The sequence below is a fragment of the Candidatus Phaeomarinobacter ectocarpi genome (genome assembly GCF_000689395.1).
Lineage (GTDB): Bacteria > Pseudomonadota > Alphaproteobacteria > CGMCC-115125 > CGMCC-115125 > Pyruvatibacter > Pyruvatibacter ectocarpi.
In genome coordinates, this window is record NZ_HG966617.1 from 2591539 (window position 1) to 2611022 (window position 19484).

General features: G+C 56.2%; 18 protein-coding genes. 4 read left to right on the forward strand and 14 right to left on the reverse strand.

The annotated features are described in order from the left end of the window. Nucleotide 1: 1 nt before the first annotated feature. From BN1012_RS12415 to BN1012_RS12435, 5 genes are all read right to left on the reverse strand, one after another. A complete protein-coding gene (locus tag BN1012_RS12415) occupies nt 2-811 on the reverse strand; it encodes a methyltransferase domain-containing protein (protein ID WP_043949848.1) in 810 nt (269 codons plus the stop codon). Beyond that, nucleotides 808-1776, reverse strand: coding sequence for a phenylacetate--CoA ligase family protein (locus BN1012_RS12420; protein WP_171815964.1), 969 nt, complete (start codon nt 1774-1776; stop codon nt 808-810). The genes BN1012_RS12415 and BN1012_RS12420 overlap by 4 nt, the downstream gene beginning before the upstream one ends. Before the next feature lie 383 nt (nt 1777-2159). Next, the gene (locus BN1012_RS12425) at nt 2160-3329 is read right to left on the reverse strand and encodes a glycosyltransferase family 4 protein (protein WP_043949850.1); all 1170 of its coding nucleotides are present in this window, start codon (nt 3327-3329) and stop codon (nt 2160-2162) included. Nucleotides 3330-3426: 97 nt separating this feature from the next. Further along, on the reverse strand, nt 3427-4599 hold the full coding sequence (locus BN1012_RS12430; RefSeq protein ID WP_043949851.1) for an acyltransferase family protein: 1173 nt from the start codon (nt 4597-4599) through the stop codon (nt 3427-3429). Nucleotides 4600-4732: 133 nt separating this feature from the next. Then, the gene (locus BN1012_RS12435) at nt 4733-6118 is read right to left on the reverse strand and encodes a hypothetical protein (protein ID WP_145973463.1); all 1386 of its coding nucleotides are present in this window, start codon (nt 6116-6118) and stop codon (nt 4733-4735) included. Between the two features lie 277 nt (nt 6119-6395). Here BN1012_RS12435 and BN1012_RS12440 point away from each other — a divergent pair, with 277 nt between their 5' ends. After that, nucleotides 6396-7151, forward strand: coding sequence for a class I SAM-dependent methyltransferase (locus BN1012_RS12440; RefSeq protein WP_043949853.1), 756 nt, complete (start codon nt 6396-6398; stop codon nt 7149-7151). Nucleotides 7152-7175: 24 nt separating this feature from the next. Beyond that, nucleotides 7176-8078 carry an FkbM family methyltransferase gene (locus tag BN1012_RS12445; RefSeq protein ID WP_043949854.1) on the forward strand — a complete coding sequence of 301 codons (903 nt, stop codon included), beginning with the start codon at nt 7176-7178 and terminating at the stop codon, nt 8076-8078. Here BN1012_RS12445 and galE read toward each other — a convergent pair. The 7 genes from galE to BN1012_RS12480 all read right to left on the reverse strand — a co-directional run bounded on the left by galE (nt 8032) and on the right by BN1012_RS12480 (nt 16399). Continuing rightward, entirely contained in the window at nt 8032-9045 is a 1014-nt protein-coding gene (galE, locus tag BN1012_RS12450; protein WP_043949855.1) for a UDP-glucose 4-epimerase GalE, read from the reverse strand. The genes BN1012_RS12445 and galE overlap by 47 nt on opposite strands. Nucleotides 9046-9096: 51 nt before the next feature. Next, complete coding sequence (gmd, locus tag BN1012_RS12455) at nt 9097-10143, reverse strand: GDP-mannose 4,6-dehydratase (protein ID WP_043949856.1); 1047 nt, start codon at nt 10141-10143, stop codon at nt 9097-9099. A 486-nt stretch (nt 10144-10629) separates the two neighbouring features. Beyond that, complete coding sequence (gene cysC, locus BN1012_RS12460; protein ID WP_081826379.1) at nt 10630-12552, reverse strand: adenylyl-sulfate kinase; 1923 nt, start codon at nt 12550-12552, stop codon at nt 10630-10632. A gap of 15 nt (nt 12553-12567) precedes the next feature. Next, nucleotides 12568-13362, reverse strand: coding sequence for a sulfate adenylyltransferase subunit CysD (gene cysD / locus BN1012_RS12465; protein WP_043949857.1), 795 nt, complete (start codon nt 13360-13362; stop codon nt 12568-12570). A gap of 240 nt (nt 13363-13602) precedes the next feature. Then, entirely contained in the window at nt 13603-14844 is a 1242-nt protein-coding gene (locus tag BN1012_RS12470; protein ID WP_206778002.1) for an outer membrane beta-barrel protein, read from the reverse strand. Between the two features lie 138 nt (nt 14845-14982). Next, on the reverse strand, nt 14983-15693 hold the full coding sequence (locus BN1012_RS12475; RefSeq protein ID WP_043951048.1) for a metallophosphoesterase family protein: 711 nt from the start codon (nt 15691-15693) through the stop codon (nt 14983-14985). A 214-nt stretch (nt 15694-15907) separates the two neighbouring features. Continuing rightward, nucleotides 15908-16399, reverse strand: coding sequence for a YHS domain-containing (seleno)protein (locus tag BN1012_RS12480; RefSeq protein ID WP_197538306.1), 492 nt, complete (start codon nt 16397-16399; stop codon nt 15908-15910). A 252-nt stretch (nt 16400-16651) separates the two neighbouring features. Here BN1012_RS12480 and BN1012_RS12485 point away from each other — a divergent pair, with 252 nt between their 5' ends. Together BN1012_RS12485 and BN1012_RS12490 are read left to right on the forward strand one after the other, a co-directional pair. Then, nucleotides 16652-17011: a VanZ family protein gene (locus tag BN1012_RS12485; protein ID WP_145973464.1), complete on the forward strand. Its 360-nt coding sequence runs from the start codon at nt 16652-16654 to the stop codon at nt 17009-17011. 114 nt (nt 17012-17125) lie between these two features. Further along, nucleotides 17126-17938: a hypothetical protein gene (locus tag BN1012_RS12490; RefSeq protein ID WP_043949860.1), complete on the forward strand. Its 813-nt coding sequence runs from the start codon at nt 17126-17128 to the stop codon at nt 17936-17938. Between the two features lie 19 nt (nt 17939-17957). Here the strand turns inward: BN1012_RS12490 and BN1012_RS12495 are convergent, their stop codons facing one another. Both BN1012_RS12495 and BN1012_RS12500 read right to left on the reverse strand, forming a co-directional pair. Continuing rightward, nucleotides 17958-18284: a hypothetical protein gene (locus tag BN1012_RS12495; protein ID WP_043949861.1), complete on the reverse strand. Its 327-nt coding sequence runs from the start codon at nt 18282-18284 to the stop codon at nt 17958-17960. 244 nt (nt 18285-18528) lie between these two features. Further along, on the reverse strand, nt 18529-19356 hold the full coding sequence (locus BN1012_RS12500; protein WP_081826382.1) for a helix-turn-helix transcriptional regulator: 828 nt from the start codon (nt 19354-19356) through the stop codon (nt 18529-18531). Nucleotides 19357-19484 lie beyond the last annotated feature (128 nt).

The following is a 19484-nucleotide window of genomic DNA, read 5'->3' on the forward strand; positions in this document are numbered from 1 at the left end:
TCTAAAGCCTGGGGGTTTGGTCAACCCGTTCCCACATGGAGCCCGGCGCATACACTTTGGGAAGCCACATCGCGCTATCGCAGTCTTTTGTTTTGCGCGCGAGCACAAAGAGCGTCCGGCTGAATTTTTCACGCATAATGCCGACAGGTACCCGCGCCAGAAAATCCACAATTCCACGCGCACCACCACGCTTGTAGGGGTTCCAGAATTCGGCCTTCTCTATCGAGAAGCCACAACTTTCGACGATGTCCACCAAACCATCCAGTGTGAACGCGTAATTGTGACGACCGTAGACAGAGTCGCGATAGGCGGGCATTTTTGCCCGCTTATGAAACGGGTTCTCAAATTGGGTACCGTTTGGCGTGGTGATCAGCAAAAAACCGCCAGTCTCAAGCCAGCTGTTGGCATTAAGCAGCATACGATGTGGCGCCCTGACGACATGCTCGATGATTTCACATGCAAGCACCAAATCCACCCGGCCACAGATCCGAATATCATTCCTCTCGACATTGGCCGAGTAGTTGGTGAACTGCGCGGTCCGACCGTCGGGCGTAGTCAATTCATAAGGCACTGCCACACAGTCAAGCTCATCCGGCCATGCGGTTACCTCCTGCGCGCTGACGGAGGCGGCAAGGTCAAAATCATTGTCAGAGGCCAGCATACTAGTCATCAGCCACGGGTCGCCGCCCAGCTCAAGCACCCGGCGCGCGCCCGTTGTGCGTGCAGCATCGAGCGTCAGTTCTATCCGCTTGCGATGATACGCATCGTAGCGGGTGATATCGAGCTCTTCGCCGTTAACTCTGATCTTCATACTCGATCCTCTTTGACCAAATCTCCATAGACGACGATAGCATGTTTACCTGCGGGTGATTTGCCCAGCTCTGCGCTGTGCTGAAATGTTACCGAAGAAAGCGTCGCACTCACGCGCGACAACCGCCGGCAAAGCGTATCAGCTTCCTCCGGGGTAAGAGGCCGTGGCCCTAAATATCTGAGGATGGTTGAATTTTTACTGCCGGACACAACGAACTGAAATGCTCGTATCGCCTGTACCTCTCGCACCACATGGCTGATGGCCTCTGAATGAAATTCTTCACCACTTGGCAACCGGACAAGCAAATTGCTCCGTCCCCTGACGTTTGCAAATCTGAGACGCGGGCTTTCGTCTTCCGCAAAGAGCTCAATCCGGTCGCCGATCTCATACCTCCAAACAGGCAGCGCACGCGGATAGAGCGACGTAACGACAACGGGCTTAGCATTGCCAATTTTCCGACCAACACCCGCCTCATCAGCGGTACGCTCTAGGCGGTGCCGGTGCCACAGCGTCTGATATCCCTCATCTGAAAACTGGTACGCCATGACACCTGTTTCCATCGACCCATATTCCATGCGCATTGGCGCGCGGAAGAAGCTGCGCACACGAGCCTCTGCAGCCGGGCTCGCGAAGCCTTCGCCCGTGGCGATCACAAGCTTCAGCGGCAATCGGTTGATACTGTGTTTATGGTTGGCGTTGGTTTCGGCAAACCGGTCAAGCGCATTGGAATACCCAATGAGCAGGTCAGGCCGGTGCCTGATGACCTGCCGCCCAGCGGCGACAAGGGCTGCATCGGTCAGGTCGTATGCGGATATCCGTTGATAGCCGAGCACCTTGTCCGCTAGCTGCCGCTTGGCTTTGCCGATCATCCCGCCAACGCCATCGCCCAGCATATGCGCGTGCCCCCAGATCAAAGAAACACGCGCATCCGCCCCGACACCTAGACGCTCGCGGGCCGCCCACATGGCCAGCCCATGCCCCGCTGCCTCATCAGGCCACACGGGAAACCGGAAGGGCTCACCGGTCGTGCCGGCTGTCGCTCGCCATTCACACCCCAGAAAAGCCTCAGAGCCCGCCTCTTTGACAATCTCTCTCAGATCAGCCTTGGTGCACACTGGCACAAGAGCGTCAAACTGGTCCCAACTCTCAAAGAGGTCGGGCAGAGACCAGCGGCGCTGAAGAAGTGCTCCGGCACCCACGCCGGCGCTTCTCATATGAATCCAGCTTTCGTTGAGAGCCCGCAGTTGCCAACGCGCAATATCAACAGGGCTCTGATGCGCGTCGTAGGCTGCTATAACCCCCCGCACAGCCCCCGCGTTGCGCCTTGCCCTCAGCGATGCGAGCCAGCTCACGCCAAAACCCTCCGCACGTGCGAGAGAAATCGGGCATGAAACTGAGTAGGCGTAAACTCCCGCTGTAGTCGCGCCCAGCCCTCAGCGCCCATGCTGGTTGCCCGCGCCGGATCATCGAGCAGCGTCAACACTGCGTCGGCAAGCGCGTCCACCTCAACAGGCTGGTCTATCAACAATCCGGTTTCTTGATCGGCCACCACTTCTGCACCGCCATCATTGTGGCAAGCGACGCACGGGCGTGCCCAGTTCATGGCCTCAAGATAAACAAGGCCGAACCCTTCCTGCCGACTCGGCATCACAAAGGCATAACAATCTCGATACAGAGCGATGAGGTCCGCATTGCTGACCCGGCCCAGCACAAAAACCGCGCCCTCCACGCCCAAATCCTGCGCCATGGCGCAGTACAGATCAGAGTCGTCTCCTGGACCAGCCATGACCAGTTGAACATCACGATAGTGGCTTCGCAAAGCAGGCAAAGCCTGCAAAAGTTCCATATGCCCCTTCTCACGCTCGCGCGGATCAAGGCGCCCAACAATCAAGAGCATGCGGTTCCCGAGCGACCGGACCTGCCCATCAGCAGCCTGAAACGACAATGGCGCGCCGACCCGTGGCGGCGGCAGGCGCGTCTGCAGGGTGATATGCGTCGAAAGGCCAAGCAGGCATTCCATTGCCGTTACGCCGGGCTGCGCATGCATCACATGCTCGAGCGTATACCTGGAATTGGTCAGAACCAGATCCGCCGCGCGGAACACGCGCCTACTGGACGACTTCAGACGCTTCCATGATTCCGATCCATGCGCGAGGACGATCAGACGCGGCCTGAGAAATTTAGGAAGCAGCATCAGCGGCACCGCCAGCCGCACATGGGTCACAACAATGCAGTCCGCTGAAAGCGCCACCCTGGTCAGAGCCAACGCGAAACCTGCCGTGCTGCCGGCAAAACCCGAGAAGCGGTACTCGGCGGATGTGGCGGCCTCGCCTTCAGTCGTTCCGGGCCCATCATGCAGCGACAGAACCGTCAGCGCTCCCGAGGGCGGAACAGCCTGCTTCAGTGCATCAACAACAGAGCGGCTGACAGACGCAATGCCGCCGGTGCGGTCAAATACATCGGCGGCGGCAACAACGATGTTGCAGCCGGGCTTTAGAAATGATGGGTCAAAGGCCATTCAGGTCAACGCCCCTCACCAGACGTTTGTGCCTGGCTGCCTGTGTCAGGCCGCCTGACAGCAGGCGACGCAACACGCATCAAAATCCGCAACTTCATTAAAGCCGTGCCCCCACAGAACGCGCCCGCGCCATAAACCAGTTTCTCAACCTCTCGGGCCAGCGTGAGTCCATGGTCGGCCGCTCAATCAGAACAAAGAAAACCGCGCTGACAGCAAGACATAGCGGGACCAGCAGCACGATCATGATCAACTGGTCGACAGCATAACTGCCGCTCAGCTTCACACCGTTTACTAAATAGACTGTGACAAATGTCATTACCCTGCCATGCAGAAGGTAGATCGAGTAACACATGCCGCCGATGATCACGACTGGCACCCATGTAACGAAGCGCCTGAAACCCAGGCTGCGGAAAGACGCCACGAACAACCCGGCGTAACCTGCGACATATCCCAGTTGCGCGGCAGGATTGCGGTCAATCTGCCCAAAAACAAACAGGATCAGGACGAAGGAAGCCAAGGCCAGAAAATCAAACCACCGACTTTTACCGCCAAAGAACAACTGCCCTGAGACGTATACGTCAGCTAGAAGCACACCGGCGATGAAATAATGGGCATATGTCAGTATTGTGTCGGGCCATTCCCAGCCATGAAGCGTCTGTGGGGCCCATGACCAGATGAGGATGCAAGCAAGCATGGTGACCCGCCTCGCGCCCTGACCGAGGGCAAACAGGCCGGTAAAGATCAGCGGTGCCAACACATAGAACTGAAACTCCACCTCCAGCGACCAGGCCGCGAGATAGATCGTCGAGCCTGTGCCGTAGACGATGTTGTGGGAATAAAGCAGCGATGCAATCAGGTTGTCGAAATCGCCCGAATAGCTTAGGCGTCCGACCGCCGACAGGGCAATGTAGTATCCCACCATGCACAGAACATATGGCGGCTCGAGGCGCGTTAACCGCTTCAGATAAAACCGACCGATCGGCAAACTCGGCCCACCGCTGAGCGCGTGGCGCGCCCATGGCAACGCCAGAACGAAGCCGCTGATGGTAAAAAACAAAAACACCCCGAGTTTGCCCTGCAGGAACACGCGCATCAAAACCGCATCGATGGTGGTGAATTTCTCGAGATCATAAGTAAGGCCCGAATAAGGGACAAACGTGCCCCAAGAATGCGCTGTCAGAACCGCCATGATGGCGAAAAAGCGCAGGCCATCAATCTCTCGGATGACAGCTTTTCCCGACGTCTTGCGGCTGAGAGCCTCGACTAGCATCAACAAAGTGCCCCTAGGCTTTGAAAACCTTACAGAGTGATTGGCACACTAAGCATATGCTGCATACCGCATCAAACGCTCTCGAAGGACATGCCAAACACTAGGACGAGGCATATGCGGTCCGTGCCGTTTTCTAGCCCCTGATTGCCGCCCGCCGCAGCCATGAGCCAAGACCCACCAACAGAACAAGAAGAATGATCGTGAACTGCAGCTGTCCGCCCAGTGCCTTCGTGAAACTCGCGTCATAGACCATGAAAGACGAAACAAAGAGTGTGGTGAGCACTGCGCCAAAAACCCTAACGTCCGGCGAGAACACCGCCAAAAAATAGGCCATCCCGCCCGCCAACAGGCCATAGAGGAAGGCAGCGAAGATCACCCCCGCCACACCAAAATCAATGTAAAACTCAGCAATGTAACCTAGGCCGATGGACGCACCGGACTCGTTGCCCGCTACATTCAGTCCCGCATACTGGCGCACAAGCCACGAGTCACCTCCCAGATTTTCCTTGTTGGGAAAAAGGAAGCGCGGCGTCGTGACGTGATAGATGGCCCGACCGATGAGCGCGCCACCCTCATGGTCGATATGTTGCGGGACGCGAGCAACCACATGGGAAAAATAATTGAGGCCACTAGAAAGGCGCCCCGCAGTGGCCTCCCAGGCCCTAGCCACATCAAAGTCGGATGGTGCGCTGATCACCACGTCCGCAAAAACCTCAAGCTTCTCGATCTGTGAGCCACCAATGCCGTTCTGCCACAGATATTCACGCCACTGCGCCTTGATGGACCCATTCCACACGAGCCCCAGCGCCGCAATGCCTAATGCCGCGATGACTATCGAGACAATAATACGTTTGTTGATGCGCTTTTGCGCGGTATCTCTAGAGGCTGGCTGCCACTCCGCAGCAATCGCGGCAGCCACCACGAATATCGGCTCCTTGAAACGCGAAAACCCGGTCAGAAGGCTGGGACCGATCACCACCCCGAGTGACGTGACCAGATAGGACCACCCCTGCCGCTGGGCAATAACGGTCGAGATCAGCATGAACACCAGCACAAAACGCGCTTCGAGCAGTTTCCCGACCGGCTGCGATAGCCCACCAAGCTGCGACGAAATGCCGATATCGAATATCCAGCCTACTAGAAAGGCGCCGATGGTCAGCCAGAAGAGTTTTTGCGGCGAGTACCGCTCGACCGACGCCCAATGATTGACCGGCAGCCGGACCAAAACCCACGAAATACCGACGGCGAAAGCCAGCAGGCCGACAGAGGACAGCAGCACAGCGGCTTCAACATCACCCATGGTATCGCCACCCGGCCACCTGTCGCTGAACAGAAAAAACAGATAGCCCGTGGTGCCGAACACCCATTGATAAGCAAGCGCCATCGGTACTACTGGAATAATACCGCGTACCCATGTCAGGCCAGTCATCATGAACAGGCAGAAAACAACAAAGCCCGCAATGAAGTCCAGAGAGGCCAATGCTACAAGAAACGATGCGATCACGCCCAGCCAGGTCATGGCTGGCAGATTTTCCAGCACACGCTTGGGCGGCGCTGCTGGACCCCTAGGCGATCGCACAGGCACGCTTGCGGATCTTGCGGAACCAGGCATGTCGTTAACGGTCATACAAACTCACTAGGGTTAACGCACGGCATGGTCTACCGCACCGCATTCCAACTCGAACGCTCTGCAGAAAGCTACTACTATGCACCACGCTTGCATACACTTTCGGCTCGTGGAGGATTAACCGCACAGCCTGGACCCAACCTCTGCAGCAAACCGGAATAGCATCAAAATGAACGATGAAGAGATTGCCAAGATCGCCCGGACAAGCAGTGGACGGCTGGATATGTGGGTCAAGACTGTGGCCGCGATGCATGCCAAAAGAGTGCTCGAAGTGGGGGTATGGAAAGGTGACTATTCGGCCGAGCTACTCCGCAACTGCCCAAACATCAGTACCTATCTGATGATCGATCCGTGGCGGCACATCGATCAATGGAACAAGCCGTTCAATGTAAACCAGAAAACCTTCGAAGACATTTATGCTTCGGCGATGGAAACCACCGCGTTTGCGGCACAAAAGCGTAAGGTACTGCGCGGCACGACCATTGAGGTATCAAAGCAGATTGAAAACAGCTCCATTGACTTTGCCTATATTGACGGCGACCACACGCTGCGCGGCATTGTGGTTGACCTCATCAATATCCGCGGCAAGGTGCGGCCAGGCGGCATTATTGGCGGTGATGATTTCAGCGCCGACATTTGGCAGCACACCAAGGACTATGAGCCGACACTAGTATTTCCGTTTGCTGTTCATTTCGCTGAAGCAAATCGACTGAAAATCATGGCCCTGCCGTATAATCAATTTGCGATCCTCATCCCCGAGCCTGCAGAAACGCCCGTATTTCAATTCATAGATCTAACCAGCAAATACAAAGATACCGGCCTTCTGGGACAAATGTATGGCACTAAGCAGGAGGCAATCTTCTGGCTCAAGCGCAATCTGCCGGGCAGCGTCAAACGCGCGCTGCGCCAGCTCAGGCCACGATAGCCGAACACTCTTTGGACCAGCATTTTGCCCAACATCATCAAACACATCAACGACTACGGGTCCCAGCAACTAGACCTTCACCACCGTGCATTCGCGCGTGCGGTCAATCAAATGATGGGTATAGCAAAACCCGCCACGGCTTGTACCATCATGAACATGCGGCAATATTGGAGCGGCAGACCAACTCGCTTCGGGTTCGATGCGGCAACGGGCTTCTACTTTGTCACCGAGGGCACTGATAAGCACTGGTTCGCCGACAAGTTCCGCGGATTTGGACTTTACAGATACGGCCTTCATGCCCGCAGCAGGTATCTGGCATCCACATATTTCATCGACCGAGTGATACTAAGGCCAAACGATATTGTCATTGAGTGTGGCGCGAATTACGGAGACCTCTACCCCTATCTAAGCAGTTTTATCAGTCCGCGGAACTACCATTCCTTTGAGCCGTCTCAGGCTGAGTTTGGTTGCCTTGCACTGAATGCACCAGGTGCCACCAACAATTCGGTTGCTCTTTACAGTGAATCCGGAACTATGGATTTTTACATCTCATCTTCCGGAGCAGACTCATCCTTGGCCGAGCCCGCAAACGGTTATGAGAGCAAGACTCGCATCGACACGATGTCGCTTGAGCAGTACCTAGCCGACAATGGGCTCGATAATATCCGCCTCCTGAAACTCGAGGCGGAAGGCCTCGAACCGGAAATCTTGATCGGCTGCGGCGAGGCCCTGGGAAAAATCGACTACATTGCCGTCGATGGTGGCGAGGAGCGCGGCCTTAAGTCCGAAGAAACCCTCAGCACCGTCGCGAATTACCTCATTCACCGCGGCTTCGATTTACTCAGCATAGACATCAAGGCACGCATGGGGCGCGCGTTGTTCAGGCGGGCTGGCGCCCCTCGTCAATCTCAACCGCCTGCTGAATGAGATGACGCTCCCATCCAAAGGCATGCCTCACGATGAGATCGAGGTCGTCATAACGCGGTGACCAATTCAAGATAGATTTGATCAGGCCCACATCCGCAACCACCGATGCAGGATCACCGGCGCGCCGGGCGCATTCAAGAACGGGCAGCGAAACACCCGTGACCCGCTGAACGGCGGCAAGGACATCACGCACCGAACTTCCTCGCCCATAGCCACAATTCATGACGCAGCTTTCTCCGCCGACACGGAGATAGGCCAATGCGTTGACATGGGCAGCCGCCAAGTCGGTCACATGTATATAGTCCCTGACGCCAGTGCCATCAGGAGTATCAAAGTCCGCACCGAAAATGGCGACATGATCTCTTTTACCCAGTGCGCATTCTATCGCGGCCTTGACCAGGTGATTGGCGCCGATTGTGCTCTGCCCCGCACGGCCGGAGGGGTCAGCCCCGGCGACGTTGAAATAGCGCAAGGCCGTATAGTTGAGATGATGGGGCTTGGAAGCGTCCATAAGCATCCACTCGGTCATTAGCTTGGAGCGGCCATAAGGCGATATTGGCGCCGGGGCAGCGAATTCGCTCACTGGGATTCTTACCGGTGTGCCATAAACCGCAGCTGTGGAGGAGAAAATGAAGTGCGGGATACTGTGAGCCACACAAGCCGCAATCAGTTCACGGGAATTGACGGTGTTGTTGTGATAATAGCCCAGTGGATCGGCAACGGATTCGGGTACAACAATGGACCCGGCAAAATGGATGACTGCGTCAATCTGGGCCCTGCCAAACAGATCATCAAGCAGTGCCCTGTCACCCACATTTCCGAAAACGAGGCTGACACCATCGGGAATTGCCGATTCAAATCCCGTTGAGAGATTATCGAGAACGATGACGTCTTCGCCACGATCAAGAAGCGCCAGCACCGTGTGGCTTCCTATGTATCCTGCTCCACCTGTCACCAGGACAGTCATTGCACCCTCGCGAATATTTATCTGCAGGCCGATGCATATGCGGCGTTATCTTTAGGCTGTCCGGGCTGCACGCGCCAAATCTGCTTCTACCATATCCGCAACTAGTTGTTGAAAGGTGACCTGCGGTGCCCATCCCAGTTCATCACGAGCCTTACCGGCATTACCCAGTAGCGAGTTAACTTCAGCAGGGCGGAAGAACTTGGAATCCACTTCAATCAGCAGGTCACCGGATTTGGCATCCACGCCCTTTTCTTCAACACCATGCCCGGACCATTCCATGGTCCGGCCGACATGAGAAAAAGCCAGTTCAGCGAATTCACGCACACTGTGGTCCTGTCCTGTCGCCAGCACATAGTCCGAGGCTTCTTCCTGCTGCTGCATGAGCCACATGCCTTCAACATAGTCACGCACATGCCCCCAGTCACGCTTGGCATCCAGATTGCCAAGCTGCAAGGGTTCACCTACCCCATGATGGAGATGCGCAACCCCGATGGTGATCTTACGGCTCACAAAATCCTCACCACGGCTGGGACCTTCATGATTGAACAGAATGCCGTTAGATGCGTGGAATCCATAGGCCTCACGGTAATTGACCGTGGTCTCAAACGCATGGTGCTTCGAGATGGCATAGGGGCTTCGGGGCTGGAACGGCGTTGTCTCGCTCTGCGGCATTTCCTGGACATTACCGTACAATTCAGACGTTGACGCTTGATAGAAACGCACGTGCTCGCCCATGCCGAGCAGACGGATGGCTTCGAGCAATCGCAAAGTGCCCAAAGCATTTACATTGGATGTGTACTCAGGCTTGTCAAAACTAATTTTTACATGGCTTTGCGCGGCAAGGTTGTAGACCTCATCAGGAAGAGAGGCTGAGAGCGCCTGCGCCAGGCTGGTGCTATCCGTCATGTCGCCGGTGTGGAAGACGATTTCATCCCGCACACGTTCCGCACCCAACAGCTCTTCCAGACGGCCGAGTGATGAACTCGAAGAGCGCCGGACAACACCATGCACCGCGTACCCCTTCTCGAGCAGAAGGCTTGCGAGATATCCGCCATCCTGGCCGGTTATCCCGGTAATCAGCGCTGTCTTTTTGGACATGTATCGTAGGTCTCTCAAATTCTCAAACTGTTGCAAGGCTTAAAGCAGCGAATGCGGGAATTGGCAACAGTTTGCTGTCCAACCAAATCCAATACGACCGCAAAGGTACATGGATCAGTGTCTGGACAAGAAGTTGAAGCTCACGGTTAGGCAAGTGTGTTTTAAGCATGTGGATCATTGATGTGATAAAGCAACTCGTCCATATCCTGGCCTTCCGGCCAATCTTTCATCAGCTATTGACCGGGCCTTTGAAAGACTGAGCAGCGGGACAATCTCATGCCCATATCTGCTTAGCAGATCATGATCATTCGCATTTTTGGCCTGCAAACGCGCCTACGTGCGAGCATTGAAAGCAATTGCTGGCTTTATCCACCACCGTGGCCGCCATTGACGCAACATGACATCACTCGCCAGCTACCTCGACGTGTCAAAAAGGCACAATTTTGCAGTTAACAAAAGCAGCAACCAGGCCGGATGAATGGAGGATTAAACGCCAAATTTGGCTTCCACGTAGTCCACCAACTGTTGAACGCAGTCTTCAATATCACAGGTTGACGTGTCGACCGTCAGTTGAGGCGCGTCCGGAGCTTCGTAAGGCGCAGAAACACCGGTGAACTCCTTGATCTCACCGGTGCGGGCCTTCTTGTAAAGACCCTTGGGATCACGTTCCTCACAGGTCTCAAGATCCGCGGCCACATACACTTCATGGAAGTGCTCGCCGGCTGCCTCACGTGCCCTGTCCCGGTCAGACCGGTAGGGAGAAATAAACGACGTGATGGCAATGGCACCGGACTGAGCAAACAGCGCTGACACTTCACCAACGCGGCGAATATTCTCTGCCCGGTCCTCAGGTGAGAACCCGAGATTGGCATTGAGGCCATGGCGCACATTGTCGCCGTCCAGCACGAAAGCATTCATACCTTTTTCAAACAGCCGCTTTTCAAGCTCAACGGCCAGTGTGGACTTGCCGGCACCCGAAAGCCCCGTCAACCAAAGCACGCCGCCCTTGTGGCCATTGCGCACAGCACGCGCGTCAAGCGTAATCCCGTGCTCCACCTTTGTGATGTTGGTGGACTTCTGGGTAATCAGGTCGCGCTGGTCCGCATACCCCTCCATGGAAATGATGCCGCCGCCGGAAATGTCATAGCCATCAATCAGCACAAAGCGGCCGGTGCGGGGGCTGTCCACAAAGCTGTCCAGCGCCAGCATGCGCTTGGAGCGCAACACGATCTCAGCCACCTGGTTGCGCTCAACCTGACCCGCATCCGTTGCGGAAAGGTCGGTCGTATCAATGATGCGCTCAATCTCCTGCACCTGAACACGTGCTTCAAACGTATTGAGCTTGATCTTGTAGGTTTTGCCCACGGTGAGCGGCTCTTTGCCAAGCCAGAAAAGCCGTGCACGGAATACATCCGTTTCGATCGGCGCCTCTTCCACATGGCTGGCCATGTCGCCACGCTCGACAAAAATCTGCTCGTCCAGCGTCACGCCAATGCTTTCGCCTGCTTGTGCAGTTTGCGGGTTTTCAAATTCCCCTTTGGACGACCAGCCTTCAATGCTCGCCACCTTGGCTCTCTTGTTTGAGGGCGAGAACACAAGTGTATCGCCTACATTCAAGGAACCGGCTTCAAGACGCCCGGCGATGATGCGGCGCGTATCAAACTTGTACACATCCTGGATCGGGAACCGCAGCGCCTGATCAACAGTCGGGGCCGACGGCAGGAAGCTGTCCAGCGCCTTCACAACTGTTGGGCCTTTGTACCAGGCCATATTGGTGGATTGCTCAGCGATGTTGTCGCCTTCGCGCGCCGACACCGGAATAACAAATGTAGGCGTCACACCAATGGAAGTGAGGTAATCGCGGTATTCTTCCTCAATGAGGTTGAACTGTTCCTGCTCATAATCAACCATGTCCATCTTGTTGACGGCCACAGCCACCTGACGGATGCCCATGAGATGCAGCAGATAGCCATGACGACGTGACTGCTCACGTACGCCTTCGGCTGCATCAATGATCAGCAAGGCTGCATCGGACTGGGCCGCACCGGTGATCATGTTCTTCAGGAATTCTTTGTGGCCCGGCGCATCAATGATCGTGTAGTCGCGCTGATCCGTCTTGAACCAGATCTGCGACGTATCAATGGTGATGCCCTGGTCACGCTCGGCCTGCATGGCGTCCATCAGGAACGCCCACTCAAACGGCATGCCGCGACGCTCGCACATGGCCTGAATGGCCTCATACTTGCCTTCGGGCAGCGAACCCGTGTCATGAAAGAGACGGCCGACGAGTGTCGACTTGCCGTGGTCCACATGGCCCACGATCACGATGCGCAAGAGATCGCGCACACGCTGGGCAAGAGCCGCATCATCGGTATTCACGGCAGCAAGATTGACTGATGTTTTGGTCATGATTTCTGCTCCCGCCTACATGTAGCCATCGGCACGAAGGCGCTCGAAAGCATCCTCCGAGTCATGGTCCATGGCGCGACCAGCGCGCTCTTCGGTCTTGATGGTTTCAAGCTCGGCAATGATTTCTTCGATGTTGGAGGCATCGCTATCAATCGGGAAGGTGATGCCCTTCTCGCCGAGTGACCGGAACCGCTTGCCGTCTTTTGCAAAGTAGAGTGGTACCAGGGGAATTTCTTCGCGCTGGATGTACCGCCACACGTCGAGCTCCGTCCAATGCAGGAGCGGATGAATACGAATGTGCGTGCCGTCGGGATAGTCCGTCTTGTACTGGTCCCAGAACTCCGGCGGCTGATCGCGGAAATCCCACTGGCCATCAAGGCCACGCGGGCTGAAAACTCGCTCCTTGGCACGCATGGACTGCTCATCGCGACGGATACCGGTGATGAGCCCGTTAAATCCGTACTTCTCGATCGCTTCCTTCACACCGGCTGTCTTTCGGGCAGCAAGGCGTGATGCCGGCGGCAAGGTCGGGTCAATCTTCTCAATCGGCGGGCACTCGTCCTTGATGAGCTTGAGGTCCCATTCCTTGGTGTAGCGGTCACGGAATGCATAGGTCTCGTCGAATTCGAGGCCCGTATCGAGATGTGCCACAGGGAAAGGCAGATGTCCGAAAAACGCCTTTCGCGACAGCCAGATCATCACATTGGAATCTTTGCCCAGCGACCAAAGCATCGCGATGTTGTCGATCCGGTTGAACGCTTCGCGCAGAATATAAATGCTCTGCGCCTCAAGCTGGTCGAGACGGTCCATTTTCTGGCCTCCACACTCGAAAAAAAATGCCGCAGGCAGGCAGATGAGTAACACCTGCGCCTCATCCTGCCGCCTGAGGGCTAGATAATTATCCACTCACATAATGTCAAATAAAATAATACACACTGATTATATGTTGTTTGTATCTTGGAAAAAACCATAGCGTCCGTTGGCGCAGCAAAAAATGCCGCGCCTTACAAGCCAACCACTATGCCTGAACAAGGAAGCTAAAAGCTGCAGCTAGAGCGCCGCACGCAACACCAGGAAGACAGTGTTCTGGTCAAATTCAGCGCCAATGGCGTTGGTCTCACGAGATTCAAACTCGTACCCAACCTGCGCACGCAGATTGCGGTTGATCAGGTAGGTCACGTCCACAGCAGCAGAATAATTGTCGTCTTCACGCCCGATCCCTTCAAAGGTCTCGTTCGCATAGCTGCCCTCAACACCGATCAGAAGATTGCGCAACAACTCATGGTCAACACGCAAGTTGCCTTCCGTCGTAACGTTGCCCGACGCGCCAGCCAGCGTGGTCTCTTCGGTCTGGCGTGTGCCCAACAAATTCAAAGTCGTGAGCTCGGTCAAAAACCAGGAAATCCCGGCTTCATAGATAAACCCATCAATTGAGGGAATTAGCGAGGAATCGTAGTCCTGTTCCGTGTACCCAACAGCTACCTCACCGCGTGCCACGCGACCGACATCGAAGGAGGCACCAATAAGCGCATCATACCCTTTTGAGTCACGCCGAGCGACGCCGCCCCCGCCCAGATTGTCGTCAAAGCTATCATAGTCGATCGTGCGGTAGCGGCCTTCGACAAACACCTCAAGCGCAGGCGACACCTCATACCCACCGCGCAGGCTGGCAACCAGCTCCTGTCGATCACGGTCATCATTATTGACCGTGCCGCCGCCAATCAGCGCAACATCCTCAAAGTCTACGTCACTGAACGAGATCGCCGGACGCAGCGACAACCTGTTAAAACGCTGGTCGAGCGCGGCCTCAGCCGTCACCTCCGTGACTTGCGTAGGTTCAACCGCAGTCGCAGGTTGATCAGGATCACCACGGTCTTCGTGGGTCACATCATACCCACCACTGACGCTCAACGAGGTGGCACGCGTGATATCAAGGCGCCCCTCAGCACCGACACCATAATCTGTTGCGTCATCACTGTCGTTTTTATCATGAAAACTGGAGGCCAACCCGCCACTAAGATTCAGCGAATGGCGGCTCCACTGGGACTCGACGAGAATTTCCGGGGCAAGGATGAAAATCGTATCGTCTTGTTCATTGGCAGGTTGTGCAAACTGATTGTCAGTATAGGTAACCGACGACGTAACCGACGGATACATTATGAACCCGCCGACCCGAATGCCAACTGGATCATACTCCGGGCGTTCCCTGTCGGTGACCCCCAAGCCACGTTCTGGAATTTGAGCCATCACCATCGAGCCGGGGACAAAGCAAACAAATGCCAAAGAAGCCAAGAGGCGTATCCGAAGTGTCATATTTAACCTGTTGCGGCAATCAGTTGGAGACGATGACGCATCTCACACGCGCCACATCCCGAATCCCCGGATAATTCTAGCTAACTCCTGATTCGAGCGCCATCCCGCGTGGAAATGTTACGCCGTCTGGATGAACCGGCATTCAGCTTCCTCTAGCACGGCGCAAGTCAGGATGCCGGTGATGTAGGCCCCCGTATCAATGCCGATTCTGTTGGTGCGCTGGACCGGCTGCTCCTCCGGGGTATGCCCATGCACAATGACCTTGCCAAAATCCATGTCGCTGGCCAGAAAATCTTCCCGAATCCACATCAGGTCCTGTCCGGTCTGTTCTTCAAGCGGGAGACCGGGACGCACACCGGCATGGGCAAAGTAGAAGTCCCCTTCCTCGTGCCAGAGACGAAGACTGCCCAGAAAATCGAGATGACTGGCTGGAAAGTTTCTGGCCAGTTCGTCCCGCGCTGCCACAAAGGCGTCTGGCTCGTCCTTCAGGGGCAATGCCTTGACCCCGTAGCTCATGAGGGTCTCCAGGCCACCATAGTACTTCCAGTCACGCCCGAATTCGGGCTCCAGGAAGAACTTCAAAAACGCATCCTCGTGATTGCCTTTGAGAAAGACCTTCTCAAACCCGGGCAACGGATCATCAAGCAGGCGATCAATCACCCCTTTGCTGTCGAGCCCCCGGTCCACATAGTCGCCTAGATAGACAACAACATGACGCTGAACACCGGCATGTCTGGCATCTTCCAGAATCTTGTCGTGAAGCTTGTCCAGCAGGTCCGCCCGACCATGGATATCGCCGATGGCATAGACACGGGTTCCCTCAGGCACCTGCGCCGCCGGTCTGGACGCAGGAAGGACGGCTGAGGCAAGTCTGGATAAGGCCTTTTTGAGCATCGCCAAGAGATACGACCGGCATGCTCCCGCTGCAACACAAACAGCAGCGAAAACATGCCGAAATCGAAACTGGATGAAGCGGCCTTGCCTCCAGCGGAAACTTTTGATCCGCCAGCGGCTGGGATTGGCAAATGTTTAGTCTGCCCGGCTACTGAAGAACCGTCGGCCAGTTGCTGTCGGCCTTTTCAATGAAGCCCGGGATGTCGGTTTCCCAAGTGGACTGCACATCATCGTTGTAGTTCAGGTAGAGCTTGCCATCGACGATGGTCCAGTTGTCCGGATCAGCAGACGCCGTGTAGCCCTGAGACACAGCCCAGGCACAATAACCGCCATATTGCGGCGCGAAGGCCTCCGGGTCGGCAACGAAGTCATCAAGATTGGTCTGGTTGGCAAACCGGTAGGTATAGCCCTCATGCTCCGCTTCGAATGCAGAAGACCCTTCAACCGGCTTTCCCTCGCGGAAATACGCCACAGGGTCATAGCCACTGACGGCAACACTACTGAACAGTCCGGTATAGACCGGGTCCTTGGCGGCATGGGCCGGCGCTGCGAACACAGCTGCCGCAACCAGCATGAGGACCGACATGGCCAGGTTCATAGAGAACCGGGAGGTCAATGTCCGAGTTTGAAAATGTGTCATGTGCTGAAGTCCCTCTATCAGTGCCTGTCGTCGGTCAGGCACGCCCTGATTGATGTGGCCAGAGAATGGGCGATCTCCCGCTACTTTCCCAATCACAAGGGACACACCGAAAATCACACCCCACTAACGGCATCGTGTTCGTCAGTGTGATCTGGCGTGATCAGGATACCCGCCCCATTAACCCGCAGACAGCACCTTGAGGCGCATGATAGGGCTCCCATCCTGCCTGCCTTCCAGCATGAAAGCGCCGCCGTGCCCCGCCTTTCCCCCATGACAGCAATTATTCTGGCCCTCGCCGCCTCCGGTGGTGCCTTGGCCCTTGCCGTCATGCCCTATGGCGGCCCACCGGACCATCTGCAGGCCTATGCCCATTCGGGTGCCTTTTTTGTCATCAGCTTCCTGCTGGCATTCGGATTGCCCCGCAGACCCTGGGGTGGCCTGGCAACGGCATTTGTTCTTGGGCTGGTGATCGAAGGGGCGCAGATATTCGTCCCTGGCAGGTCCGCGTCACTGGGAGACCTGACTGCCAACCTTGCCGGTATTCTTGCCGGGGGCCTGTTTTATGGCGCCTTCAAACTCGCCGCTGCACGCCTGCACTCCACCTCCACCTGACTCCACCGCGATTGACCAGATTTCCGCGTTTGCCCAATTGACCCGAACGCCTTTTCCCATTCTGCTACCAAATACACGCATTAGGTGAATTTGGGGCATCTCTTGGGGCGTTTCATGCCGGTTGGGGCACAAAAACGGCTGTATGCTGCCTTTACGGCAGTCAGCCTCACGGCCACATGGGCAGCAACGCCGGTTGAGGCGGGCGCATGGCCGCAGCCGCCCGGCCAAACCAGCGTCATTGCCCGGCTGACCACCACCACAGCACCCCATGGCTTTGATGCCGGCGGGCAAGTGGTGCGTGACGCGGATTTCGAGAAAACGGAGTTGGACGCCTATGTGGAACATGGCTGGCGGGAAAGCGTGACCCTGTTGGTCAAGCCGACCCTGCAACACACCATTGTCGGCTCCCAGCGCCGGACCGGTCTCGCAACGATCGAAGCCGGGGCCCGCGCCCGCGTCTGGGTGTTTGAAGAAGATCAGTCCGTACTGGCCCTTCAGGCCAGCGTCATTCTGCCGATGCGCGAGCATGACAGCCAAAACCCGCTCATCACCTCAGGCCACACGGACATCGACGCGAGACTGCTCCACGGCGTGCCCGGAACGCTCTTTGGGTTGAATGATTTTGCGGACACGCAGCTTGCCTATCGCCACCGCGGCGGCGGGGCACCAGACGAAATCCGCCTCGACATGACATATGGCATCGACCTGGACCCGGACTGGACACTCATGACCCAGTCCCTGACCGTTGCTGCGATCGGCAACGCCCGTGCCCCGTTCCAGCAGTTCGTATCCCAGAAAATGCAGATGTCACTGCGCTGGCAGTTTGCCGAGGACAGGCATGTGGAATTTGGTGGCCTCAGGACGATGTCCGGCGTCCAGACCGTAAGAGAGACCGGCGCCTTCATCTCCTTTTGGACCAGCTTCTAGGCAGGCATCCAACGACGCCTTAGCGCTTGGGCGGACTCTTGGCATCACGGCCTTCGCCGAAGCGTGCATCACCTAGGCTCCGGATCTCAGCCAGTGCTTTCGCGCGCTCGCCATCGTCCAGACGCGTGAAGCTCCAGATCAAGGTATAAATCTGGTCGAACATGTCGCTGGGCACGTTCTTGCTGGCCCATAGAAGAACGAGCAACAGGTCGTACTCCAGCTCGTCCCGCTGCCTGGACCGGCGAATAAGCGGAATCTTTTCGGAGCCATCGACCGGCCCCGCGTTTCTGGATTGCGAGGCATTGGACCGAACGTCCGTTTCACTGCTGATGTGTCCCGATCCCATCTTCAAATTTGCATCTCTTCGCTGCATGGCACCCACCTACCGTTACTCATCCGGCCCCACACACATCTGTGGCCGGTATGGCAGCAAGCACGACGCAAATCAGGAACAAAAACCACCTATCGACCTGCATAGTTGTTTGCGGTCGAAATTCATGAGCCTTAAGTGGGACAGGCAGCGAAATGCGCTCTACTTGGCTAAAGACCGCACCAAATTCCGCCAAAAATGGGGCTTTCTGGCCGGTCTGCTAGCGCAGCAGACCCATGCGGGATGCCTCGAAGACCGCCGACACCCGCGACGAGACCTTCAGCTTTTTCATCACATTGCCCATGTGAAACTGAACCGTCGGGTCGGATATGCCGATAATCTGAGCGATATCGCGATTGCTTTTGCCCTGCGCCGCCCATGACAGGCACTCATATTCGCGTGCACTCAGGCGCGGGGGCGGCGGCACCAATTCCTTGGACCCGGCCAACGCATCAAACATCGCGTGGAACTGCGCCGACAAAGCGAACACCTGCACCGGGTCGCGCGGGATATCCGACTGCGACCCACTGGTGGAAATCGAGAGGGTTGCCACACGTCCAACGGGTCCATGGAAGGGAATCGTCACCCCAAACCGGTGGCCCGCATCAAAGCCTGCATCAAATATTTCCTGCTGGCGTTTGGTCAGGTCAATGGAGGTTTGCACCTGGTCCCACTCGATGGGACGCTGATTGGTAAGCGCCAGATCAAACAGGACGTCGTCTTCGAAGTAGCCTTCACGACCGTAAAACTCGATCCAGTCTTCACCATAATTGACGGTCCGGCGCGCATTGGCGGCGCCATCAGGGCCGTCTGTCGACTTGCCTTCCAGCAGGTCGGCTGAGTGTTGGAAATTGACGTAGGCGACCTGATCAAACCCGAAATCAGCCAGCCGATTGGCGAGCACGTCAAAAAGCCGAAGCGGGTCCTTGGAGGCGAGCGCCTCCTCCCAGAGCAAATCCCAGTCGCGTTCGCCCTCCTTCTGCGGCTGTGAGGACGCAGAATCCGTCCGTGACCGGACATTTGATCGCAACTGCACTACCGAATTCAAATGTCTCTCCAGGCAGAACTAATCCGCATAAAACCATTCCAGTACGTGCGATCGACAATACAATCCAATCGCGTCAAACGCTATATATGTCGCGCAAAGGTTGCGTGAGGTTAACGATGAGCACAGAT